Origin of the sequence: Salmonella sp. NW722, from assembly GCF_051702785.1 — a bacterium.
GTDB lineage: Bacteria > Pseudomonadota > Gammaproteobacteria > Enterobacterales > Enterobacteriaceae > Salmonella > Salmonella enterica.
The window spans coordinates 152,917-168,881 of record NZ_JAMMIN010000006.1; the positions used below are offsets into that span (position 1 = coordinate 152,917).

Sequence of the window (15,965 nt, forward strand, 5' to 3'; positions counted from 1 at the left end):
GGTGTTGGAATGTATCAATCCGACCAGGAGACCTAATGATATTGACTCCCATGCGACGATATGGGGCAATGATTCTTATGTTACTCACCATCGCATTTTCGGGTGAGGTGCTGGCAAAGACGCACGCAACACAAATGAGTCAAAAGTCCCACGTAACTGAGACAAGTTATAAACAGGTTAGCAGTAAACAAGAGTATTCTCGCAATAGTGCAAAGAGCAGTTCACTTCCTGATTTGCGAAAATACCCTTCCGGAACCCCCAGAAAAAAAGCGTTTCTCCGGACCGTTATGCCTTACATCACCAGCCAAAATGCCGCGATTACCGCGGACCGTAATTGGCTGATCTCAAAACAGTACCAGAACCGCTGGTCGCCGTCTGAGCGCGCGCGTATGAAAGATATCGCGAAGCGCTATAAAGTGAGCTGGTCCGGCAACACGCGTCGTATTCCGTGGAATACGTTGCTGGAGCGCGTCGACATTATCCCAACCAGCATGGTGGCGACGATGGCGGCGGCGGAAAGCGGCTGGGGAACCTCTAAACTGGCGCGTAGCAACAACAACCTGTTCGGCATGAAGTGTACGAAAGGGCGTTGTACCAATACGCCGGGTAAGGTGAAAGGTTACTCGCAATTCGCGTCGGTTGAGGAGTCGGTGAGCGCGTATGTCGCCAACCTGAACACGCATCCGGCTTATTCTTCTTTCCGCAAGTCGCGCGCCCAACTGCGTAAGGCGGATCAGGAAGTCACCGCCACGGCGATGATTCATAAGCTGAAGGGTTACTCTACCCAGGGGTCGCGCTATAACAACTACTTGTTCGCGATGTACCAGGACAACCAGCGTCTGATCGCCGCGCATATGTAATTCTGTGTGCCGGATGGCGCTACGCTATCCGGCTTACAAGGCGTCTGTAGGCTGGATAAACTACAACAACGCTTCACTATGCTGGTCGCGATACTCCTTAGGCGTAGTGACGTATTCCTTTTTAAACACCGAATAGAAATATTGCAGTGACGGGTAGCCGCACATTTGCGAAATTTCGTTTATCGCCAACGTGGTGGAAATCAACAAACTACGCGCTTTTTCCAGCTTTTCGGCGTGGATCAGCGCATGTATCGTCTCGCCAACTTCTTCCTTAAAACGTTTTTCCAGGTTTGAACGTGAAATCCCAACCGCGTCCAGCACCTGCTCGACTTTAATGCCCTTACAGGCATGGTTACGAATAAAGTGCATCGCCTGGATAACCGCCGGATCGGTCAGGGAGCGATAGTCTGTCGAGCGGCGCGCAATGACGCGCACCGGCGGCACCAGAATGCGCTGTAACGGCATCTCTTCGCGCGCCAGCAAACGGTGCAGCAGTTTCGCCGCCTGATAGCCCATTTGCCGCGCCCCCTGCGCGACGGAGGAAAGCGCGACGCGCGACAGGTAACGGGTTAACTCTTCGTTATCAATACCGATAACGCAAAGTTTTTCCGGCACCGGAATATGCAGGTGTTCACAGGCCTGCAATACGTGACGGGCGCGGGCATCCGTTACGGCAATAATGCCGGTTTGCGGCGGCAGCGTCTGAAGCCAGTCGGCGAGGCGATTTTGCGCGTGCTGCCAGTTTTCCGGCGCGGTTTCCAGCCCCTGATAGACTACGCCGCGGTATTTTTCCTCGGCGACCAGCTGGCGAAAGGCGTATTCCCGTTCCGCCGCCCAATGTTTGCGGCTGGAGTCGGGCAAACCGTAAAACGCGAAGCGGTTAACGCCTTTTTCTTTTAAATGCAGGAAAGCGCTTTCAACGAGCGCATGATTATCGGTGGCGATGTAATGAACGGCGGGATAATTTTCAGCAAGATGGTAAGAACCGCCGACCCCGACAATGGGTACGTCGACATCGGCTAATAATTGCGCGATATCGTCATCATCGTAATCGGCAATAACGCCGTCGCCTAACCACTCTTTAATGTTATCGATACGGGCACGGAAATCTTCCTCAATAAATATATCCCATTCGGATTGCGAGGCTTGTAAATATTCACCCACCCCCTCCACTACCTGACGGTCATAGGCTTTATTCGCGTTAAATAACAGAGTGATGCGGTGACGTTTATCAAACATGAGGATATATCCTGCAAAAGTGAACCTGGACTCATGGATACTATCAAAACGGCTGACATAACGGTCTGGCGAATGATGACAAATTATTTTGCGCCTGAAACGTTATGCGAAATTCATCACAGCAAACGGCGGATGACAATTGTCATTTCTTATCTATATATTACGGTTTTTTGTTTATTTGCCAGGATTCGATCTCGATCGCTTTTTTCTTCTGTGGTTTTCAGCGTTTTTTTGAGAGCCAGAGCACATTTGGGGATTCTCTTAATAGCGGTGTGAAATAACGTAATTGAGCAATAAATCAGGAAATTCCAGTATGACGTTATGTCGTTTACTTGCCGTCTTATCTGATTATGGAGCTCACTATGCAGGCTTATTTTGACCAACTCGATCGTGTTCGCTATGAAGGCCCTCAATCGACTAACCCGCTGGCATTTCGTCATTACAATCCCGACGAGCTGGTTTTAGGTAAACGTATGGAAGATCACCTGCGTTTCGCGGCCTGTTACTGGCATACCTTCTGCTGGAACGGCGCGGATATGTTTGGTGTAGGCGCGTTTAATCGTCCGTGGCAGCAACCGGGCGAAGCGCTGGAGCTGGCGAAACGCAAAGCGGACGTGGCGTTTGAATTTTTCCACAAACTGAATGTGCCTTTTTATTGCTTCCATGACGTGGATGTGTCGCCGGAAGGCGCGTCGTTGAAAGAATATAAAAACAACTTCGCACAGATGGTGGATGTGCTGGCGGCGAAACAGGAGCAGAGCGGCGTAAAACTGCTGTGGGGAACGGCGAACTGCTTTACCAACCCGCGCTATGGCGCAGGCGCCGCCACTAACCCGGATCCGGAAGTCTTTAGCTGGGCAGCGACGCAAGTGGTTACGGCAATGAACGCCACGCATAAACTGGGCGGCGAAAATTACGTGCTGTGGGGCGGGCGCGAAGGTTATGAAACGTTGCTGAATACCGATCTGCGCCAGGAACGCGAACAGATTGGCCGCTTTATGCAAATGGTGGTTGAGCACAAACATAAAATGGGTTTCCAGGGCACGCTGCTGATTGAACCGAAACCGCAGGAACCGACTAAACATCAGTATGATTATGACGTTGCAACGGTTTATGGCTTCCTCAAACAGTTCGGCCTGGAAAAAGAGATCAAAGTGAACATTGAGGCGAACCACGCGACGCTGGCGGGTCATTCGTTCCACCATGAAATCGCGACCGCTATCGCGCTGGGTATTTTTGGCTCCGTTGACGCCAACCGCGGCGATGCGCAACTGGGCTGGGATACCGATCAGTTCCCGATTAGCGTTGAAGAGAACGCGCTGGTGATGTACGAAATCCTGAAAGCGGGCGGATTCACGACGGGCGGTCTCAACTTCGACGCCAAAGTTCGTCGCCAGAGCACCGATAAATACGATCTGTTCTACGGTCATATCGGCGCGATGGATACGATGGCGTTGTCGCTGAAAATCGCCGCGCGTATGGTTGAAGACGGCGAGCTGGATAAACGCGTGGCGAAGCGCTATGCCGGCTGGAATGGCGAGCTGGGGCAGCAGATTCTGAAAGGACAACTCTCCTTAGGCGAACTGGCGCAGTATGCGGAGCAGCATAATCTGGCGCCAGTACATCAAAGCGGTCATCAGGAGCTGTTAGAAAATCTGGTTAACCGTTATCTGTTTGATAAATAACCCTATCTACCGGGCGACTCCGCGTTAGCCCGGCCTGTAGTCGTGATTAGCCCGGTAAGCGTAGCGCTGCCGGGCGCTTTCAGTAAAGGAACCCACAATATGTATATCGGGATCGATCTTGGTACATCGGGTGTAAAAGCTATCCTGTTGAATGAGCAGGGCGATGTGCTGGCTACGCATACTGAAAAACTGACCGTATCGCGTCCGCATCCCTTATGGTCGGAACAGGAACCAGAGCAGTGGTGGCAGGCGACGGATCGTGCGGTTAAAGGTTTAGGTCGGCAACAGTCGTTAAGTGGCGTCCGGGCGTTGGGCATCGCCGGACAAATGCATGGCGCGACATTGCTTGATAGCCGTCAGCAGGTTCTGCGACCAGCGATTTTATGGAATGACGGACGCTGTAGCGAAGAGTGCGCCTGGCTGGAAAAACAGGTGCCGCAGTCGCGTGCGATAACCGGTAATCTGATGATGCCCGGTTTTACCGCGCCCAAATTAGTCTGGGTGCAGCGCCACGAACCGGATATTTTCCGCCAGATAGACAAAGTTCTGCTGCCGAAAGATTTTCTGCGGCTGCGAATGACGGGCGTCTTTGCCAGCGATATGTCGGATGCAGCGGGAACGATGTGGCTGGACGTGAAAAAGCGCGACTGGAGCGACGTTATGCTCAACGCCTGTCATTTAACCCGACAGCAGATGCCAGCGTTATTTGAAGGTAGTGACATTACCGGAACGTTGCTGCCAGAGGTAGCCAGCGCATGGGGAATGCCAGCAGTACCTGTGGTGGCGGGCGGCGGCGACAATGCGGCTGGCGCAGTCGGCGTAGGAATGATCGATGCCGGACAGGCGATGCTCTCACTTGGAACATCGGGCGTCTATTTTGCCGTCAGCGACGGCTTTCTGAGTAAACCGGAGAGCGCAGTACACAGTTTTTGCCATGCGCTGCCGGAACGCTGGCATTTAATGTCTGTAATGTTGAGCGCCGCCTCTTGTCTGGACTGGGCGGCTAAACTCACCGGGCAGAAGAACGTCCCGACGCTGATTGCCGCCGCGCAGCTGGCGGATGAGCATACCGATCCGATCTGGTTTTTGCCGTACCTGTCCGGCGAGCGCACGCCGCACAATAATCCGCAGGCAAAAGGCGTTTTCTTTGGTTTAACCCATCAGCATGGCCCGGCGGAACTGGCGCGGGCGGTACTGGAAGGCGTGGGATATGCTCTGGCGGATGGCATGGATGTGGTTCACGCCTGCGGCGTCAAACCCGCCAGCGTGACGCTTATCGGCGGCGGGGCGCGCAGCGAATACTGGCGTCAGATGCTATCTGATATTAGCGGGCTACAGCTTGATTATCGTACTGGCGGCGATGTGGGGCCAGCGCTGGGCGCGGCGCGTCTGGCGCAAATTGCGGTGAATAAACAGACTCCGCTCGCCGATGTATTGCCGCAGTTGCCGCTGGAGCAGGCGCATTATCCCGATGCGCAGCGTCATGCGGTTTATCAACAACGTCGTGAAACCTTCCGTCGACTCTATCAGCAGCTGTTGCCGTTGATGTCATAAGTCAGAATGCCTTTCGGTTTTGGCTGAAAGGCATTTCCCGTAAATATTAATTCTATTGAATTATATCGAAGTAAGTATGTGTGTTTTCTGATTTTTATATTATTGCTGAGCAGGCGCCTTTTTCATCGCTATTTCTTCGCTTAATGTGTCTCACACAACCACAAGGAGAGTGAGATGGACGATCACGTTGCACGCAGGAAACGGATGTTCGGCCTGGGAATGTTAGTTGTCGGTGCAGTGGTATACCTGGTGGGACTGTGGCCAGGCTGTCATACATTAAGCGAAAAGGGATATTTTTTTGCGGCAATCGTCATGTGCGGTTTTCCAGTCTTAATTCGCCAGGAACACACGGGGAATGACCGCTTGCTTTCTCGTTGCAAATCTTTGCTGTTGCTTGGCATCGGCATGGTCGCGGTCGGCGTATTTAACCTGGCGCTGGCGGGCGCGCTGAAAATACTGTGTCTGGTGGCGCTGGGGGTCAGTATATATGGAACCGATCTTTACGCTTCCTACAGTGATGATGAATGATGGCCGGAGCCATCATTCGTTTAGCTAACCCATTTCCGTTTATCAATACGCTGTAACAGCATGGAAAGTAGCAGGCTTCCTGTCACCGTCGCGGCAAAAACCCACACGATGTCTAACGGCGGCCAACGTTTTAACTCCAGACCATTAGTACGTAGCGTATGGATAATCAGCGCGTGGAAACCATAAATACCCAACGAGTGGCGGGAGATAAGCCCCAGTCCAGGTAACGTCCGCGCATTCAGCTTATTTTTAACTACCGTGAACAGTGAGACAGCGCAAATAAACACCATGGGACCGCAATACAGATACCAGGTATCGGCAAAATTTCCGCGCCAGCGTAATTCATGCAATGTGCCGCGAGAAATAACAAATACCGCGATGATGAACAGGGCAGTGCAGATAAGCGTCAGCGATGGCTTTTGCGTCTCCATCATTCCAATGGCGCGGCCCAGGATACCGTAGAGAATGTAGTAGAACGTGTCGCCGCTGATATACAGATTGATGGGCAACCATTCAACGCCGCCGATTTTTTGCGGCACAGTATTTGGGTTAGCAATAATACCAATGATCACCATCAGCATCAGGAGCATTTTGCCGCTCACGTTTTTTACCTGGATTAATGGCGATACCAGGTAGATCACCGCAATCGCAAAGAAAAACCACAGGTGGTAAAACACGGGTTTTTGCAGCACATTTTTTAGCGAAAGCTCGACGTTGATCGAAGTAAAAAGTGAAATGTAAGCCAGGGCGACAACGCTGTAAAAGATAAGGCAGAGGGCGATACGTAAAAAATGCCGCGGTTGCGCGCAGCGCTCGCCAAAAAAAAGATAGCCTGAAATCATAAAAAACAGGGGAACGCTAACGCGCGAAGCCGAATTCAGGACATTCGCAATATCCCAGTTTAGCGGGCTGACGCTGTGGGCGTTGGTGATGTACCACGTTGTAGTATGGATCATCACTACCATTAAACAGGCGATCCCTCGCAGGTTATCAATCCAGTTAATTTTAGGCTGCATCAGTTCCTCAGCTTCCGTTTGAATAGAGTTCCAGCGCGGTGGCTCACTGGAAAAATCCGACTTTCTACGCTACATCTTGTGATGGCGTAAGGAGATTCGCACAATGTTTCTGTTACCCACAAACCTTAATAATAAGACTGACCAGCAAACCAGACGGTAATAAAAATGATAATGAAGTATTTCTGTACTGTGATGATAGCCATCGCTCTGGTGGGATGCACAGCGACACCGCCACCGACGCAAAAAGCCCAGCAGAGTAAAGTGAGCCCAACACGCACGCTGGATATGGAAGCATTGTGTAAAGCTCAGGCGGCGCAGCGTTACAACACTGGTGCACAGAAAATTGCTGTTACCGGCTTCGAACAGTTTCAGGGGAGCTATGAGATGCGGGGTAATACCTTCCGTAAAGAGAGTTTTGTCTGCTCTTTTGATGCAGATGGGCAGTTTTTACATCTTTCTATGCGGTAAAAGCCGCGCCTGGTGAGGTGTGATGCCGCGAAATCCGGCAATTTTCGCTAAACAAACCGGTTTCATACTGTATATCTCGCATCCAGCGGGTATACTGGCTCCTTCCTTTAAATCCACACGTATCCAGCACGAAATAATATGCAAAAGTTTGATACCAGGACCTTCCAGGGCTTGATCCTGACCTTACAGGATTACTGGGCTCGCCAGGGCTGTACCATTGTTCAACCATTGGACATGGAAGTCGGCGCGGGAACTTCTCATCCAATGACCTGCCTGCGCGCGCTGGGGCCAGAGCCGATGGCGACTGCCTATGTGCAGCCTTCTCGTCGTCCGACCGATGGCCGCTACGGCGAAAACCCGAACCGCTTACAGCACTACTATCAGTTCCAGGTAGTGATTAAGCCGTCTCCGGACAACATTCAGGAGCTGTACCTCGGTTCTCTGAAAGAGCTGGGTATGGACCCGACCATTCACGATATCCGTTTCGTGGAAGATAACTGGGAGAACCCGACGCTGGGTGCCTGGGGACTCGGCTGGGAAGTGTGGCTGAATGGCATGGAAGTGACGCAGTTCACCTACTTCCAGCAGGTCGGCGGCCTGGAGTGCAAGCCGGTGACCGGTGAAATCACCTACGGTCTGGAACGTCTGGCCATGTACATTCAGGGCGTAGACAGCGTTTACGATCTGGTCTGGAGCGATGGCCCGCTGGGTAAAACCACCTACGGCGACGTGTTCCATCAGAACGAAGTGGAGCAGTCCACCTATAACTTTGAATACGCCGATGTGGATTTCTTATTCACCTGCTTCGAGCAGTATGAGAAAGAAGCCCAGCAGCTGCTGGCGCTGGAAAACCCGCTGCCGCTGCCGGCCTACGAGCGTATTCTGAAAGCCGCCCATAGCTTCAACCTGCTGGATGCGCGTAAAGCTATCTCCGTCACCGAGCGTCAGCGCTACATTTTGCGTATTCGCACCCTGACCAAAGCAGTGGCAGAAGCTTATTATGCTTCCCGTGAAGCCCTCGGCTTCCCGATGTGCAACAAAGACAAGTAAGAGGCGGCCATGTCTGAGAAAACTTTTCTGGTGGAAATCGGCACTGAAGAGCTGCCACCAAAAGCACTGCGCAGTTTGGCTGAGTCCTTTGCTGCGAACTTCACTGCGGAGCTGGATAACGCCGGCCTCGCGCACGGTAACGTTGAATGGTTTGCCGCCCCGCGCCGTCTGGCGCTGAAAGTGGCGAATCTTGCTGAATCTCAGCCCGATCGCGAAGTCGAAAAACGTGGTCCGGCGATTGCTCAGGCGTTCGACGCCGAAGGCAAACCGAGCAAAGCGGCAGAAGGCTGGGCGCGCGGCTGCGGGATCACCGTTGATCAGGCCGAGCGTCTGAAGACCGACAAAGGCGAATGGCTGCTGTATCGTGCCCACGTGAAGGGCGAAAGCACCGAAGCTCTGGTGCCGAACATGGTAGCCACCTCGCTGGCGAAACTACCGATCCCGAAACTGATGCGCTGGGGCGCGTCTGACGTACACTTCGTGCGTCCGGTGCACACCGTGACCCTGCTGCTGGGCGATAAAGTGATTCCGGCAACCATCCTGGGCATTCAGTCTGACCGCGTCATTCGCGGCCACCGCTTTATGGGTGAGCCGGAGTTTACTATCGACAATGCTGACCAGTACCCGCAAATTCTGCTGGAGCGCGGTAAAGTCATTGCCGATTACGAAGCGCGTAAAGCCAAAATCAAAGCGGACGCCGAAGAAGCAGCACGCAAGATTGGCGGTGTTGCTGACCTGAGTGAAAGCCTGCTGGAAGAGGTGGCCTCGCTGGTGGAATGGCCGGTGGTATTGACGGCAAAATTCGAAGAGAAATTCCTCGCCGTGCCTGCCGAAGCGCTGGTGTACACCATGAAGGGCGACCAGAAGTATTTCCCGGTTTATGACAACGCGGGCAAGCTGCTGCCGAACTTTATCTTCGTCGCCAACATCGAGTCGAAAGATCCGACCCAGATTATCTCCGGTAACGAGAAAGTGGTGCGTCCGCGTCTGGCAGATGCTGAATTCTTCTTCAATACCGACCGTAAAAAACGTCTGGAAGACCATCTGCCGCGTCTGCAAACCGTGCTGTTCCAGCAACAGCTGGGCACGCTGCGCGACAAGACCGACCGTATTCAGGCGCTGGCGGGCTGGATTGCCGGTCAGATTGGCGCTGACGTCAACCACGCCACTCGTGCGGGCCTACTCTCCAAGTGCGACCTGATGACCAACATGGTCTTCGAGTTCACCGACACTCAGGGTGTGATGGGGATGCACTACGCGCGTCACGATGGTGAAGCGGAAGATGTGGCTGTGGCGCTTAACGAGCAGTATCAGCCGCGCTTTGCCGGTGATGACCTGCCGTCTAACCCGGTAGCCTGCGCGTTGGCGATCGCCGATAAGATGGATACTCTGGCGGGTATCTTCGGTATTGGTCAGCATCCGAAAGGCGACAAAGACCCGTTTGCGCTGCGTCGTGCCGCGCTGGGCGTGCTGCGCATCATCGTTGAGAAGAACCTCAACCTTGATCTGCAAACGCTGACCGAGGAAGCTGCGCGTCTGTATGGCGACAAGCTGACCAATGCCAACGTAGTCGATGATGTGATCGACTTTATGCTGGGTCGTTTCCGCGCCTGGTATCAGGATGAAGGTTACACCGTCGACACTATCCAGGCGGTACTGGCGCGTCGTCCGACCCGTCCGGCAGATTTCGATGCTCGTATGAAAGCGGTATCGCACTTCCGCACCCTGGAAGAAGCCTCTGCGCTGGCGGCGGCGAACAAGCGCGTCTCCAACATCCTGGCGAAAGCCACTGAGCCGCTGAACGATATCGTCCACGCCTCCGTACTGAAAGAAGCGGCGGAAATTGAGTTGGCCAGACATCTGGTTGTGCTGCGTGATAAGCTTCAGCCGTACTTTGCCGATGGTCGTTATCAGGAAGCGTTGATTGAGCTGGCTGCTCTGCGCGCGCCGGTGGATGAATTCTTCGAAAATGTCATGGTTAACGCGGAAGAGAAAGATATCCGTATCAACCGCCTGACGCTGTTGTCGAAACTACGCGAACTGTTCCTGCAGGTTGCGGATATTTCGTTACTACAATAAGCGTTCAGTTAATTAAAAAAACCTGCTTTCGGGCAGGTTTTTTTATAACATAAATAGTATCAGTCGATTCGCTAATAATTCTGTAACTCATAGACGCGGTTATTTCTATTGATTGGCAAAAAATATTTCAGGAATACATTAACGCTGGCGGTACGGATATTGGCGTTAGAATAGCTGCGGGTGCTTGAGACTGTTTGTCTCAGGTATTCACCAAAAGGCAGACAGAGAAAATCCCCACCTGACTATACCCAAAATAATTCGAGTTGCTTAAAGGCGGCAAGGGAGTGAGTCCCCAGGAGCATAGATAACTATGTGACTGGGGTGAGCGACAAATCTGCCGGGAGCAGATTTGAACGTCGCGTGCGACGGCCCGTCAGGGCGAGGCCCATGGATGGGCCGAGTAATCCGTAGCCAACACATAAGCAACTTGAAGTATGAAGGGTATATAAATCAAAAGTGCACTGCGCCCATTATTGATCTCTTCAATAACGAAGCGATCTCCTGCAGTATTTCAGAACGTCCAACTATGCCGATGATCGATGACATGCTCATGAAGGCATTTGCCAGACTTGATGCGGGTACCAATCCGGTTCTTCATTCAGATCAGGGCTGGCAATACCGTCATTGATGGTACCAGTATCAGTTACGAGAGTTTGGCATCATCCAAAGTATGTCCCGCAAAGGCAACTGCCTTGATAATGCCTGTGCAGAATGTTTTTTCGGGACTTTAAAATCAGAAAGTTTTTACACCAGTAAATTTAAGGATATTGATGAACTTAAGATAGCTATTGAGGATTACATACGATACTACAATACCCGACGAATTAGCCTTAGATTTAACGGACTCAGCCCGGTTGAATACCGCCTAAAGAGCTATCCAGGCAGAAATTAACAAGGTCTGTACAGGGATGCTATCAGGAAACCTGAACGTTGGTGGATACGCTCACGTAAATGTCTGCTATGAGCGAGGAACGGACGCCCTATTTCACAAAAATTAGTATTGTTCTACAAGTAACTCTCACAATGAGGTTTTATGAAAATCAGAAGGTTCAGTAATGGGGATGAAATATCGTTATTCAGAGTTTTTTTCTCATCTGTACATACGATCGCATCACACTACTACACACGTGAACAAATTGATGCTTGGGCCCCAGCAGATATCGACCTGGAGCGATGGGCCAATCACATTAAGGAATTACAACCTTTTGTTGTAGAGCTGGATGGTGAAATAGCTGGATATGCAGATGTTCAACCAAATGGATACATTGATCATTTCTTTGTATCAGGAACCTATTCAAGACAGGGGGTAGGGACACTACTGATGAATTGCATTCATGAGGAAGCCAGACAGCGTGGAATTAGTGAACTTACTTCAAATGTAAGTAAGGCTGCGGAAGTGTTCTTTCTACGACACGGCTTTCATATAGTGGAGCGAGGCTTTCCTATTTGCCGTGGAGTGACATTACAAAATGCTCTGATGAGGAAATGTTTGGCGAAATAATAGTCAGCCTGCAGAAAGGCAGCATTGTTCTTTTGCCTTGTTGAACTCAGTAAACCGCTACAATGAGCAACGCCCGCTTCTGGCACAAAGCGGACATCAGTATTCAAAAAATGAAAAAAGACGACTTGATGTATATCGTTTGCTATACATGGTGGTTGTGCTATTCTTGTAAAGCAAATGCTATACAAGGGGTGTCTCATGAAATCAGATGTTCAACTTAACCTTAGAGCTAAGGAATCGCAGCGGGCGCTCATTGATGCAGCTGCGGAAATCCTTCACAAGTCACGTACAGATTTCATTCTGGAAACGGCCTGCCGGGCTGCCGAGAATGTGATCCTTGACCGCCGTGTATTTAACTTTAACGATGAGCAATATGAGGAGTTCATTAATCTGCTTGATGCACCGGTCGCAGATGATCCCGTTATCGAAAAACTGCTGGCAAGGAAACCTCAGTGGGACGTGTAACAGCACCAGAACCTTTGTCCGCTTTTCATCAGGTAGCTGAGTTCGTCAGCGGTGAAGCTGTGCTCGATGACTGGTTGAAGCAAAAGGGCCTCAAAAACCAGGCTCTCGGAGCGGCCAGAACATTTGTGGTGTGCAAGAAAGACACGAAGCAAGTAGCCGGTTTTTACTCTCTGGCCACCGGTAGCGTCAACCATACAGAAGCGACAGGCAACCTTCGGCGTAACATGCCAGATCCCATCCCTGTCATTATACTTGCCCGTCTTGCTGTCGATCTCTCATTCCATGGAAAAGGGCTTGGGGCTGATTTACTTCATGATGCAGTGCTTCGTTGCTATCGGGTTGCCGAGAATATTGGTGTACGTGCAATCATGGTTCATGCACTTACCGAAGAAGCCAAAAATTTCTACATTCACCATGGTTTCAAATCATCACAAACTCAGCAGCGAACATTGTTCCTTAGGCTCCCTCAATAGAATGCAAAGACTGTTATGTTCAAATCGCTATAAGCGATAATTTGATAGAACGTCTAAGGTTAAATTCAGGAAGAATACGACGAACAAAATATTGATGAGACAGGAATCCGCGTGATGCAAGAAAGCAACGGAATGGATAATCCGATTGCGGACAATGTTATTTAGTTATAGCCAGAAACAAAAAAGAGCCCATGTATTAAATGGACTCTTTCGCTGATGCCTCGGTTAATCTGTCCAGGTTTTTGGGGTCAGTACAAAGTGAGCCCACCTCTGCCATTCTTGTGGCGTTATGCATTCTCAAGGCACTCTGTTAATTTTATCTTGTTGGCGTTTTATAGGCCCGATAACCCATTATGTTATCGGGCATTTTTTTAACGTAATGGTAATTCCGTCAGACAGGTCTGGCTGTCATCTCTGGTGGCAATGGCATGTGACGCCGTTTTACCGTTGTAGCTTACTTCCAGCGTCCCTTCCATATTGCGCGGTAGCCAAACACCGATAAATCCGTTTCGATAGCTTTGCATCTCTTTTTGTACGATGACAGCGCCTTTACTGTCTGTCACTTTTACAGTGAACGGTTTATTCGGCATTTCTCCCTGACAGCCGGAAAGGCTGTGGTTAAAACAGGGGTGTGTCCGCCATTCATAGGGCGCAAAAGAGAGATAGAATTTGTCGCCTAACGGCAGCGTATAAATCTGCTCTCCGTCAGATAATTTGAGCTCGGTACTGGTAATCGACGCGGAGTAAGGCAAAGGACGGCTCTGCGGCGTCTGATCAATCGTATCCACGATCTGCTCAACCGTTTTTCCCGCCAGCCCATGTTGCGCCAGAAAAGCGGATTCTGAGGATGCCGCAAGCGCGGAGCCGCTGGCGCATAAACCCAAAAGTAATAACCATGATGATTTCGACATAACTTCAATTCCTTGTGAACAATCTCCTTACCTACTATAGGGGTTCCCCTAAGGGAAAGGTCAAAGGGACGCAGGGTAAAGTAATGCAAAGTTATGCTGGGGGAGAGGGGGAATTGGAATAAAAAAATCCCCGCCATCAGGCAGGGATTCAAAATTCTGAGCTTTTTAAGCTTACAGGCTGGTTACGTTGCCAGCTGCCGGGCCTTTAGCGCCGCTTTCGATGGTGAAGGAAACTTTCTGACCTTCGTCCAGAGATTTGTAACCATCGTTCTGAATAGCGGAGAAGTGTACGAACACGTCTTTAGAACCGTCATCAGGAGTAATAAAGCCGAAGCCTTTATCAGCGTTGAACCATTTTACGATACCAGTCATTTTACCGGACATAGTGTATTACCTTTTAAAAAATAAGTGTGCCTTTCGGCGTTATGGCGTGCTTTACAGATTTTTTAAGCGTTAAGGAAATGCGCACTACGAGGGGTATCTAATGGATAACTCTTGAAGGGACTTGCCTTACTAAACTGCTTTAATGGTCTGTACGTCAAACCGTTGAGCACATTAACTCATGTAATGCCGGGCGATGCAACTTTTATTTTACTTTAATTTCTCCAGGTCAGGAATCGGGCGGGGAAAACGGTCCTTGCGCAGGACCGTTAAAACAGAAAGGGGTAAAAATTACTCCATCAATTGCTTACTTAAACGTGGGTTCGCCTGTATCAGGCGCATCAATTTAAGCTCTGCTGGCGTGGGTTTTTCGCGTTTCGATTCCCATTCCTGAACCATGGCAACCGTTACGCCCAGCGCTCTGGCGAATTCATCTGTTTTTAGTCCCGTCCCTCTCCGTAACTGTTCAAATTCGGTAAAAGGATTGGGTTTTTGCGTCAGGGTGATCTTTCGCGTTTCATCTTTAAAAACAATTTGTTCCAGGCTGCTCAGCAGCTCAAACATCGGATCTTTATATTCCATTGAGAACTCCTGTAAATCACACAGCGGGATCGTGAAGTGCATCGAAGCCTCTTAAGAATAGTCGGGAAACTTGCGGGTGGGGGGCGACGCGCCGCCAGGAAGCGCTATCGATTCGTTTCGATGCCTTACGCTACGCGACTTTTAGGACGCTAACAATTTGATCCAGGAAGGTATATCCGTCTTTCAGAAAATAATTGTAAAGATTAAAAAAATATTACATCCCCCGCTGGAAAGCTTTCTTGCCGCGTTTTTTATCGCAGTGTCAGGTCAAAAATTAACAATAAAATAACAAATTAAGCATTGATGCAGATAAACATAATTTTCCGCTACAAGATCGCGTGGAAAGGGTATCCTGCAAGCCTGACCTGGACTATCCTTGTAAGCCGTCAGGCACGCAGGTGTCGTTGTGCGCATTTTTGGGTGAAAGGAGTATTAACAATGGCGACAGGTAAGTCCTGCTCTCGCTGGTTTGCGCCTGTTGTGGCGTTATTAATGGTGTTTAGCCTGAGCGGGTGTTTTGATAAAGAAGGCGATCAGCGCAAAGCGTTTGTCGATTTCCTGCAGAATACAGCAATGCGTAGCGGAGAGCGTTTACCAACGCTGACGGCCGATCAGAAAAAACAGTTTGGTCCGTTCGTGTCTGATTACGCGATACTGTATGGCTACTCGCAGCAGGTAAACCAGGCGATGGATTCCGGTCTGCGCCCGGTGGTCGATAGCGTTAACGCCATCCGCGTTCCGCAGGATTATATGACGCAACGTGAGCCGCTGCGGCAGGCAAATGGTTCGTTAGGCGTGCTGGCGCAACAGTTGCAGAATGCAAAACTGCAGGCTGATGCCGCGCATGGCGCGTTAAAGCAGGCCGATGACCTGAAACCTGTGTTTGATCAGGTCTACAAAAAAGTAGTTACCGTGCCGGCAGATGCTTTGCAGCCGCTGATCCCGGCGGCGCAGATCTTTACGCAGCAGTTGGTACAAGTGGGCGATTATATTGCGCAACAGGGCGAGCAGGTGAGCTTCGTCGCGAACGGCATTCAGTTCCCGACCTCACAGCAGGCCAGCCAATATAATGCGCTGATTGGGCCGTTGGCCTCGCAGCATCAGGCGTTTAATCAGGCCTGGACGGCGGCGGTAAACGCAACCCAGTAATGACAGTCTGCCCGATAAGCGCAA

The 15,965-nt window shown here is 50.7% G+C and carries 16 protein-coding genes and 1 pseudogene; 12 read left to right on the plus strand and 5 right to left on the minus strand.

Going from position 1 to position 15,965, the window contains the following annotated elements; translation table 11 throughout:
• Nucleotides 1-35 precede the first annotated feature (35 nt).
• Nucleotides 36-860, plus strand: a complete 825-nt coding sequence (locus tag NA330_RS16250) for a protein bax (RefSeq protein ID WP_023241788.1) — start codon at nucleotides 36-38, stop codon at nucleotides 858-860.
• A 60-nt stretch (nucleotides 861-920) separates the two neighbouring features.
• On the opposite strand, the gene xylR is transcribed toward NA330_RS16250, so the two are convergent.
• The gene (gene xylR / locus NA330_RS16255; protein WP_000459824.1) at nucleotides 921-2,099 is read right to left on the minus strand and encodes a D-xylose utilization transcriptional activator XylR; all 1,179 of its coding nucleotides are present in this window, start codon (nucleotides 2,097-2,099) and stop codon (nucleotides 921-923) included.
• A 362-nt stretch (nucleotides 2,100-2,461) separates the two neighbouring features.
• Here xylR and xylA point away from each other — a divergent pair, with 362 nt between their 5' ends.
• The 3 genes from xylA to NA330_RS16270 all read left to right on the plus strand — a co-directional run bounded on the left by xylA (nucleotide 2,462) and on the right by NA330_RS16270 (nucleotide 5,866).
• A complete protein-coding gene (gene xylA, locus NA330_RS16260) occupies nucleotides 2,462-3,784 on the plus strand; it encodes a xylose isomerase (RefSeq protein WP_001149561.1) in 1,323 nt (440 codons plus the stop codon).
• Nucleotides 3,785-3,883: 99 nt separating this feature from the next.
• Complete coding sequence (gene xylB / locus NA330_RS16265; RefSeq protein WP_000275322.1) at nucleotides 3,884-5,338, plus strand: xylulokinase; 1,455 nt, start codon at nucleotides 3,884-3,886, stop codon at nucleotides 5,336-5,338.
• A gap of 174 nt (nucleotides 5,339-5,512) precedes the next feature.
• Nucleotides 5,513-5,866: a YiaA/YiaB family protein gene (locus NA330_RS16270; RefSeq protein WP_001635944.1), complete on the plus strand. Its 354-nt coding sequence runs from the start codon at nucleotides 5,513-5,515 to the stop codon at nucleotides 5,864-5,866.
• A gap of 20 nt (nucleotides 5,867-5,886) precedes the next feature.
• Here the strand turns inward: NA330_RS16270 and NA330_RS16275 are convergent, their stop codons facing one another.
• The gene (locus NA330_RS16275; protein WP_023241789.1) at nucleotides 5,887-6,882 is read right to left on the minus strand and encodes an acyltransferase; all 996 of its coding nucleotides are present in this window, start codon (nucleotides 6,880-6,882) and stop codon (nucleotides 5,887-5,889) included.
• A gap of 165 nt (nucleotides 6,883-7,047) precedes the next feature.
• On the opposite strand from NA330_RS16275, the gene NA330_RS16280 reads away from it, so the two are divergent.
• The 7 genes and pseudogenes from NA330_RS16280 to NA330_RS16310 all read left to right on the plus strand — a co-directional run bounded on the left by NA330_RS16280 (nucleotide 7,048) and on the right by NA330_RS16310 (nucleotide 12,918).
• On the plus strand, nucleotides 7,048-7,350 hold the full coding sequence (locus NA330_RS16280) for a YsaB family lipoprotein (RefSeq protein ID WP_000605592.1): 303 nt from the start codon (nucleotides 7,048-7,050) through the stop codon (nucleotides 7,348-7,350).
• Between the two features lie 138 nt (nucleotides 7,351-7,488).
• Nucleotides 7,489-8,400, plus strand: a complete 912-nt coding sequence (gene glyQ, locus NA330_RS16285; RefSeq protein ID WP_001168551.1) for a glycine--tRNA ligase subunit alpha — start codon at nucleotides 7,489-7,491, stop codon at nucleotides 8,398-8,400.
• A gap of 9 nt (nucleotides 8,401-8,409) precedes the next feature.
• Complete coding sequence (gene glyS / locus NA330_RS16290; RefSeq protein WP_023241790.1) at nucleotides 8,410-10,479, plus strand: glycine--tRNA ligase subunit beta; 2,070 nt, start codon at nucleotides 8,410-8,412, stop codon at nucleotides 10,477-10,479.
• A gap of 463 nt (nucleotides 10,480-10,942) precedes the next feature.
• Nucleotides 10,943-11,371, plus strand: a pseudogene (locus tag NA330_RS16295) (IS3 family transposase); the annotation flags it as partial.
• Between the two features lie 141 nt (nucleotides 11,372-11,512).
• Nucleotides 11,513-11,980, plus strand: a complete 468-nt coding sequence (locus tag NA330_RS16300) for a GNAT family N-acetyltransferase (RefSeq protein WP_000702452.1) — start codon at nucleotides 11,513-11,515, stop codon at nucleotides 11,978-11,980.
• A 177-nt stretch (nucleotides 11,981-12,157) separates the two neighbouring features.
• Nucleotides 12,158-12,445, plus strand: coding sequence for a DUF1778 domain-containing protein (locus NA330_RS16305; RefSeq protein WP_000965889.1), 288 nt, complete (start codon nucleotides 12,158-12,160; stop codon nucleotides 12,443-12,445).
• Nucleotides 12,433-12,918: a GNAT family N-acetyltransferase gene (locus tag NA330_RS16310; protein ID WP_000533909.1), complete on the plus strand. Its 486-nt coding sequence runs from the start codon at nucleotides 12,433-12,435 to the stop codon at nucleotides 12,916-12,918. The genes NA330_RS16305 and NA330_RS16310 overlap by 13 nt, the downstream gene beginning before the upstream one ends.
• Before the next feature lie 371 nt (nucleotides 12,919-13,289).
• Here the strand turns inward: NA330_RS16310 and cueP are convergent, their stop codons facing one another.
• The 3 genes from cueP to NA330_RS16325 form a co-directional block, all read right to left on the minus strand.
• Complete coding sequence (cueP, locus tag NA330_RS16315) at nucleotides 13,290-13,829, minus strand: copper-binding periplasmic metallochaperone CueP (RefSeq protein WP_000047148.1); 540 nt, start codon at nucleotides 13,827-13,829, stop codon at nucleotides 13,290-13,292.
• A gap of 171 nt (nucleotides 13,830-14,000) precedes the next feature.
• Nucleotides 14,001-14,213: a transcription antiterminator/RNA stability regulator CspE gene (gene cspE / locus NA330_RS16320; protein ID WP_000014594.1), complete on the minus strand. Its 213-nt coding sequence runs from the start codon at nucleotides 14,211-14,213 to the stop codon at nucleotides 14,001-14,003.
• A gap of 288 nt (nucleotides 14,214-14,501) precedes the next feature.
• Nucleotides 14,502-14,792 carry an HTH-type transcriptional regulator gene (locus NA330_RS16325; protein ID WP_000455790.1) on the minus strand — a complete coding sequence of 97 codons (291 nt, stop codon included), beginning with the start codon at nucleotides 14,790-14,792 and terminating at the stop codon, nucleotides 14,502-14,504.
• Nucleotides 14,793-15,230: 438 nt separating this feature from the next.
• On the opposite strand from NA330_RS16325, the gene NA330_RS16330 reads away from it, so the two are divergent.
• Entirely contained in the window at nucleotides 15,231-15,941 is a 711-nt protein-coding gene (locus NA330_RS16330) for a DUF3053 domain-containing protein (RefSeq protein ID WP_000190524.1), read from the plus strand.
• Nucleotides 15,942-15,965 lie beyond the last annotated feature (24 nt).

Excerpts from the sequence above, each read along its gene's own strand:
- NA330_RS16250 (WP_023241788.1), top strand. The coding sequence starts at position 36 with ATGATATTGACTCCCATGCGACGATATGGGGCAATGATTCTTATGTTA.
- NA330_RS16330 (WP_000190524.1), top strand. The coding sequence starts at position 15,231 with ATGGCGACAGGTAAGTCCTGCTCTCGCTGGTTTGCGCCTGTTGTGGCG.
- NA330_RS16270 (WP_001635944.1), top strand. The coding sequence starts at position 5,513 with ATGGACGATCACGTTGCACGCAGGAAACGGATGTTCGGCCTGGGAATG.
- NA330_RS16305 (WP_000965889.1), top strand. The coding sequence starts at position 12,158 with ATGCTATACAAGGGGTGTCTCATGAAATCAGATGTTCAACTTAACCTT.
- xylR (WP_000459824.1), bottom strand. The coding sequence starts at position 2,099 with ATGTTTGATAAACGTCACCGCATCACTCTGTTATTTAACGCGAATAAA.
- cueP (WP_000047148.1), bottom strand. The coding sequence starts at position 13,829 with ATGTCGAAATCATCATGGTTATTACTTTTGGGTTTATGCGCCAGCGGC.
- NA330_RS16300 (WP_000702452.1), top strand. The coding sequence starts at position 11,513 with ATGAAAATCAGAAGGTTCAGTAATGGGGATGAAATATCGTTATTCAGA.
- cspE (WP_000014594.1), bottom strand. The coding sequence starts at position 14,213 with ATGTCCGGTAAAATGACTGGTATCGTAAAATGGTTCAACGCTGATAAA.
- xylB (WP_000275322.1), top strand. The coding sequence starts at position 3,884 with ATGTATATCGGGATCGATCTTGGTACATCGGGTGTAAAAGCTATCCTG.
- NA330_RS16275 (WP_023241789.1), bottom strand. The coding sequence starts at position 6,882 with ATGCAGCCTAAAATTAACTGGATTGATAACCTGCGAGGGATCGCCTGT.
- NA330_RS16325 (WP_000455790.1), bottom strand. The coding sequence starts at position 14,792 with ATGGAATATAAAGATCCGATGTTTGAGCTGCTGAGCAGCCTGGAACAA.
- glyQ (WP_001168551.1), top strand. The coding sequence starts at position 7,489 with ATGCAAAAGTTTGATACCAGGACCTTCCAGGGCTTGATCCTGACCTTA.
- glyS (WP_023241790.1), top strand. The coding sequence starts at position 8,410 with ATGTCTGAGAAAACTTTTCTGGTGGAAATCGGCACTGAAGAGCTGCCA.
- xylA (WP_001149561.1), top strand. The coding sequence starts at position 2,462 with ATGCAGGCTTATTTTGACCAACTCGATCGTGTTCGCTATGAAGGCCCT.
- NA330_RS16280 (WP_000605592.1), top strand. The coding sequence starts at position 7,048 with ATGATAATGAAGTATTTCTGTACTGTGATGATAGCCATCGCTCTGGTG.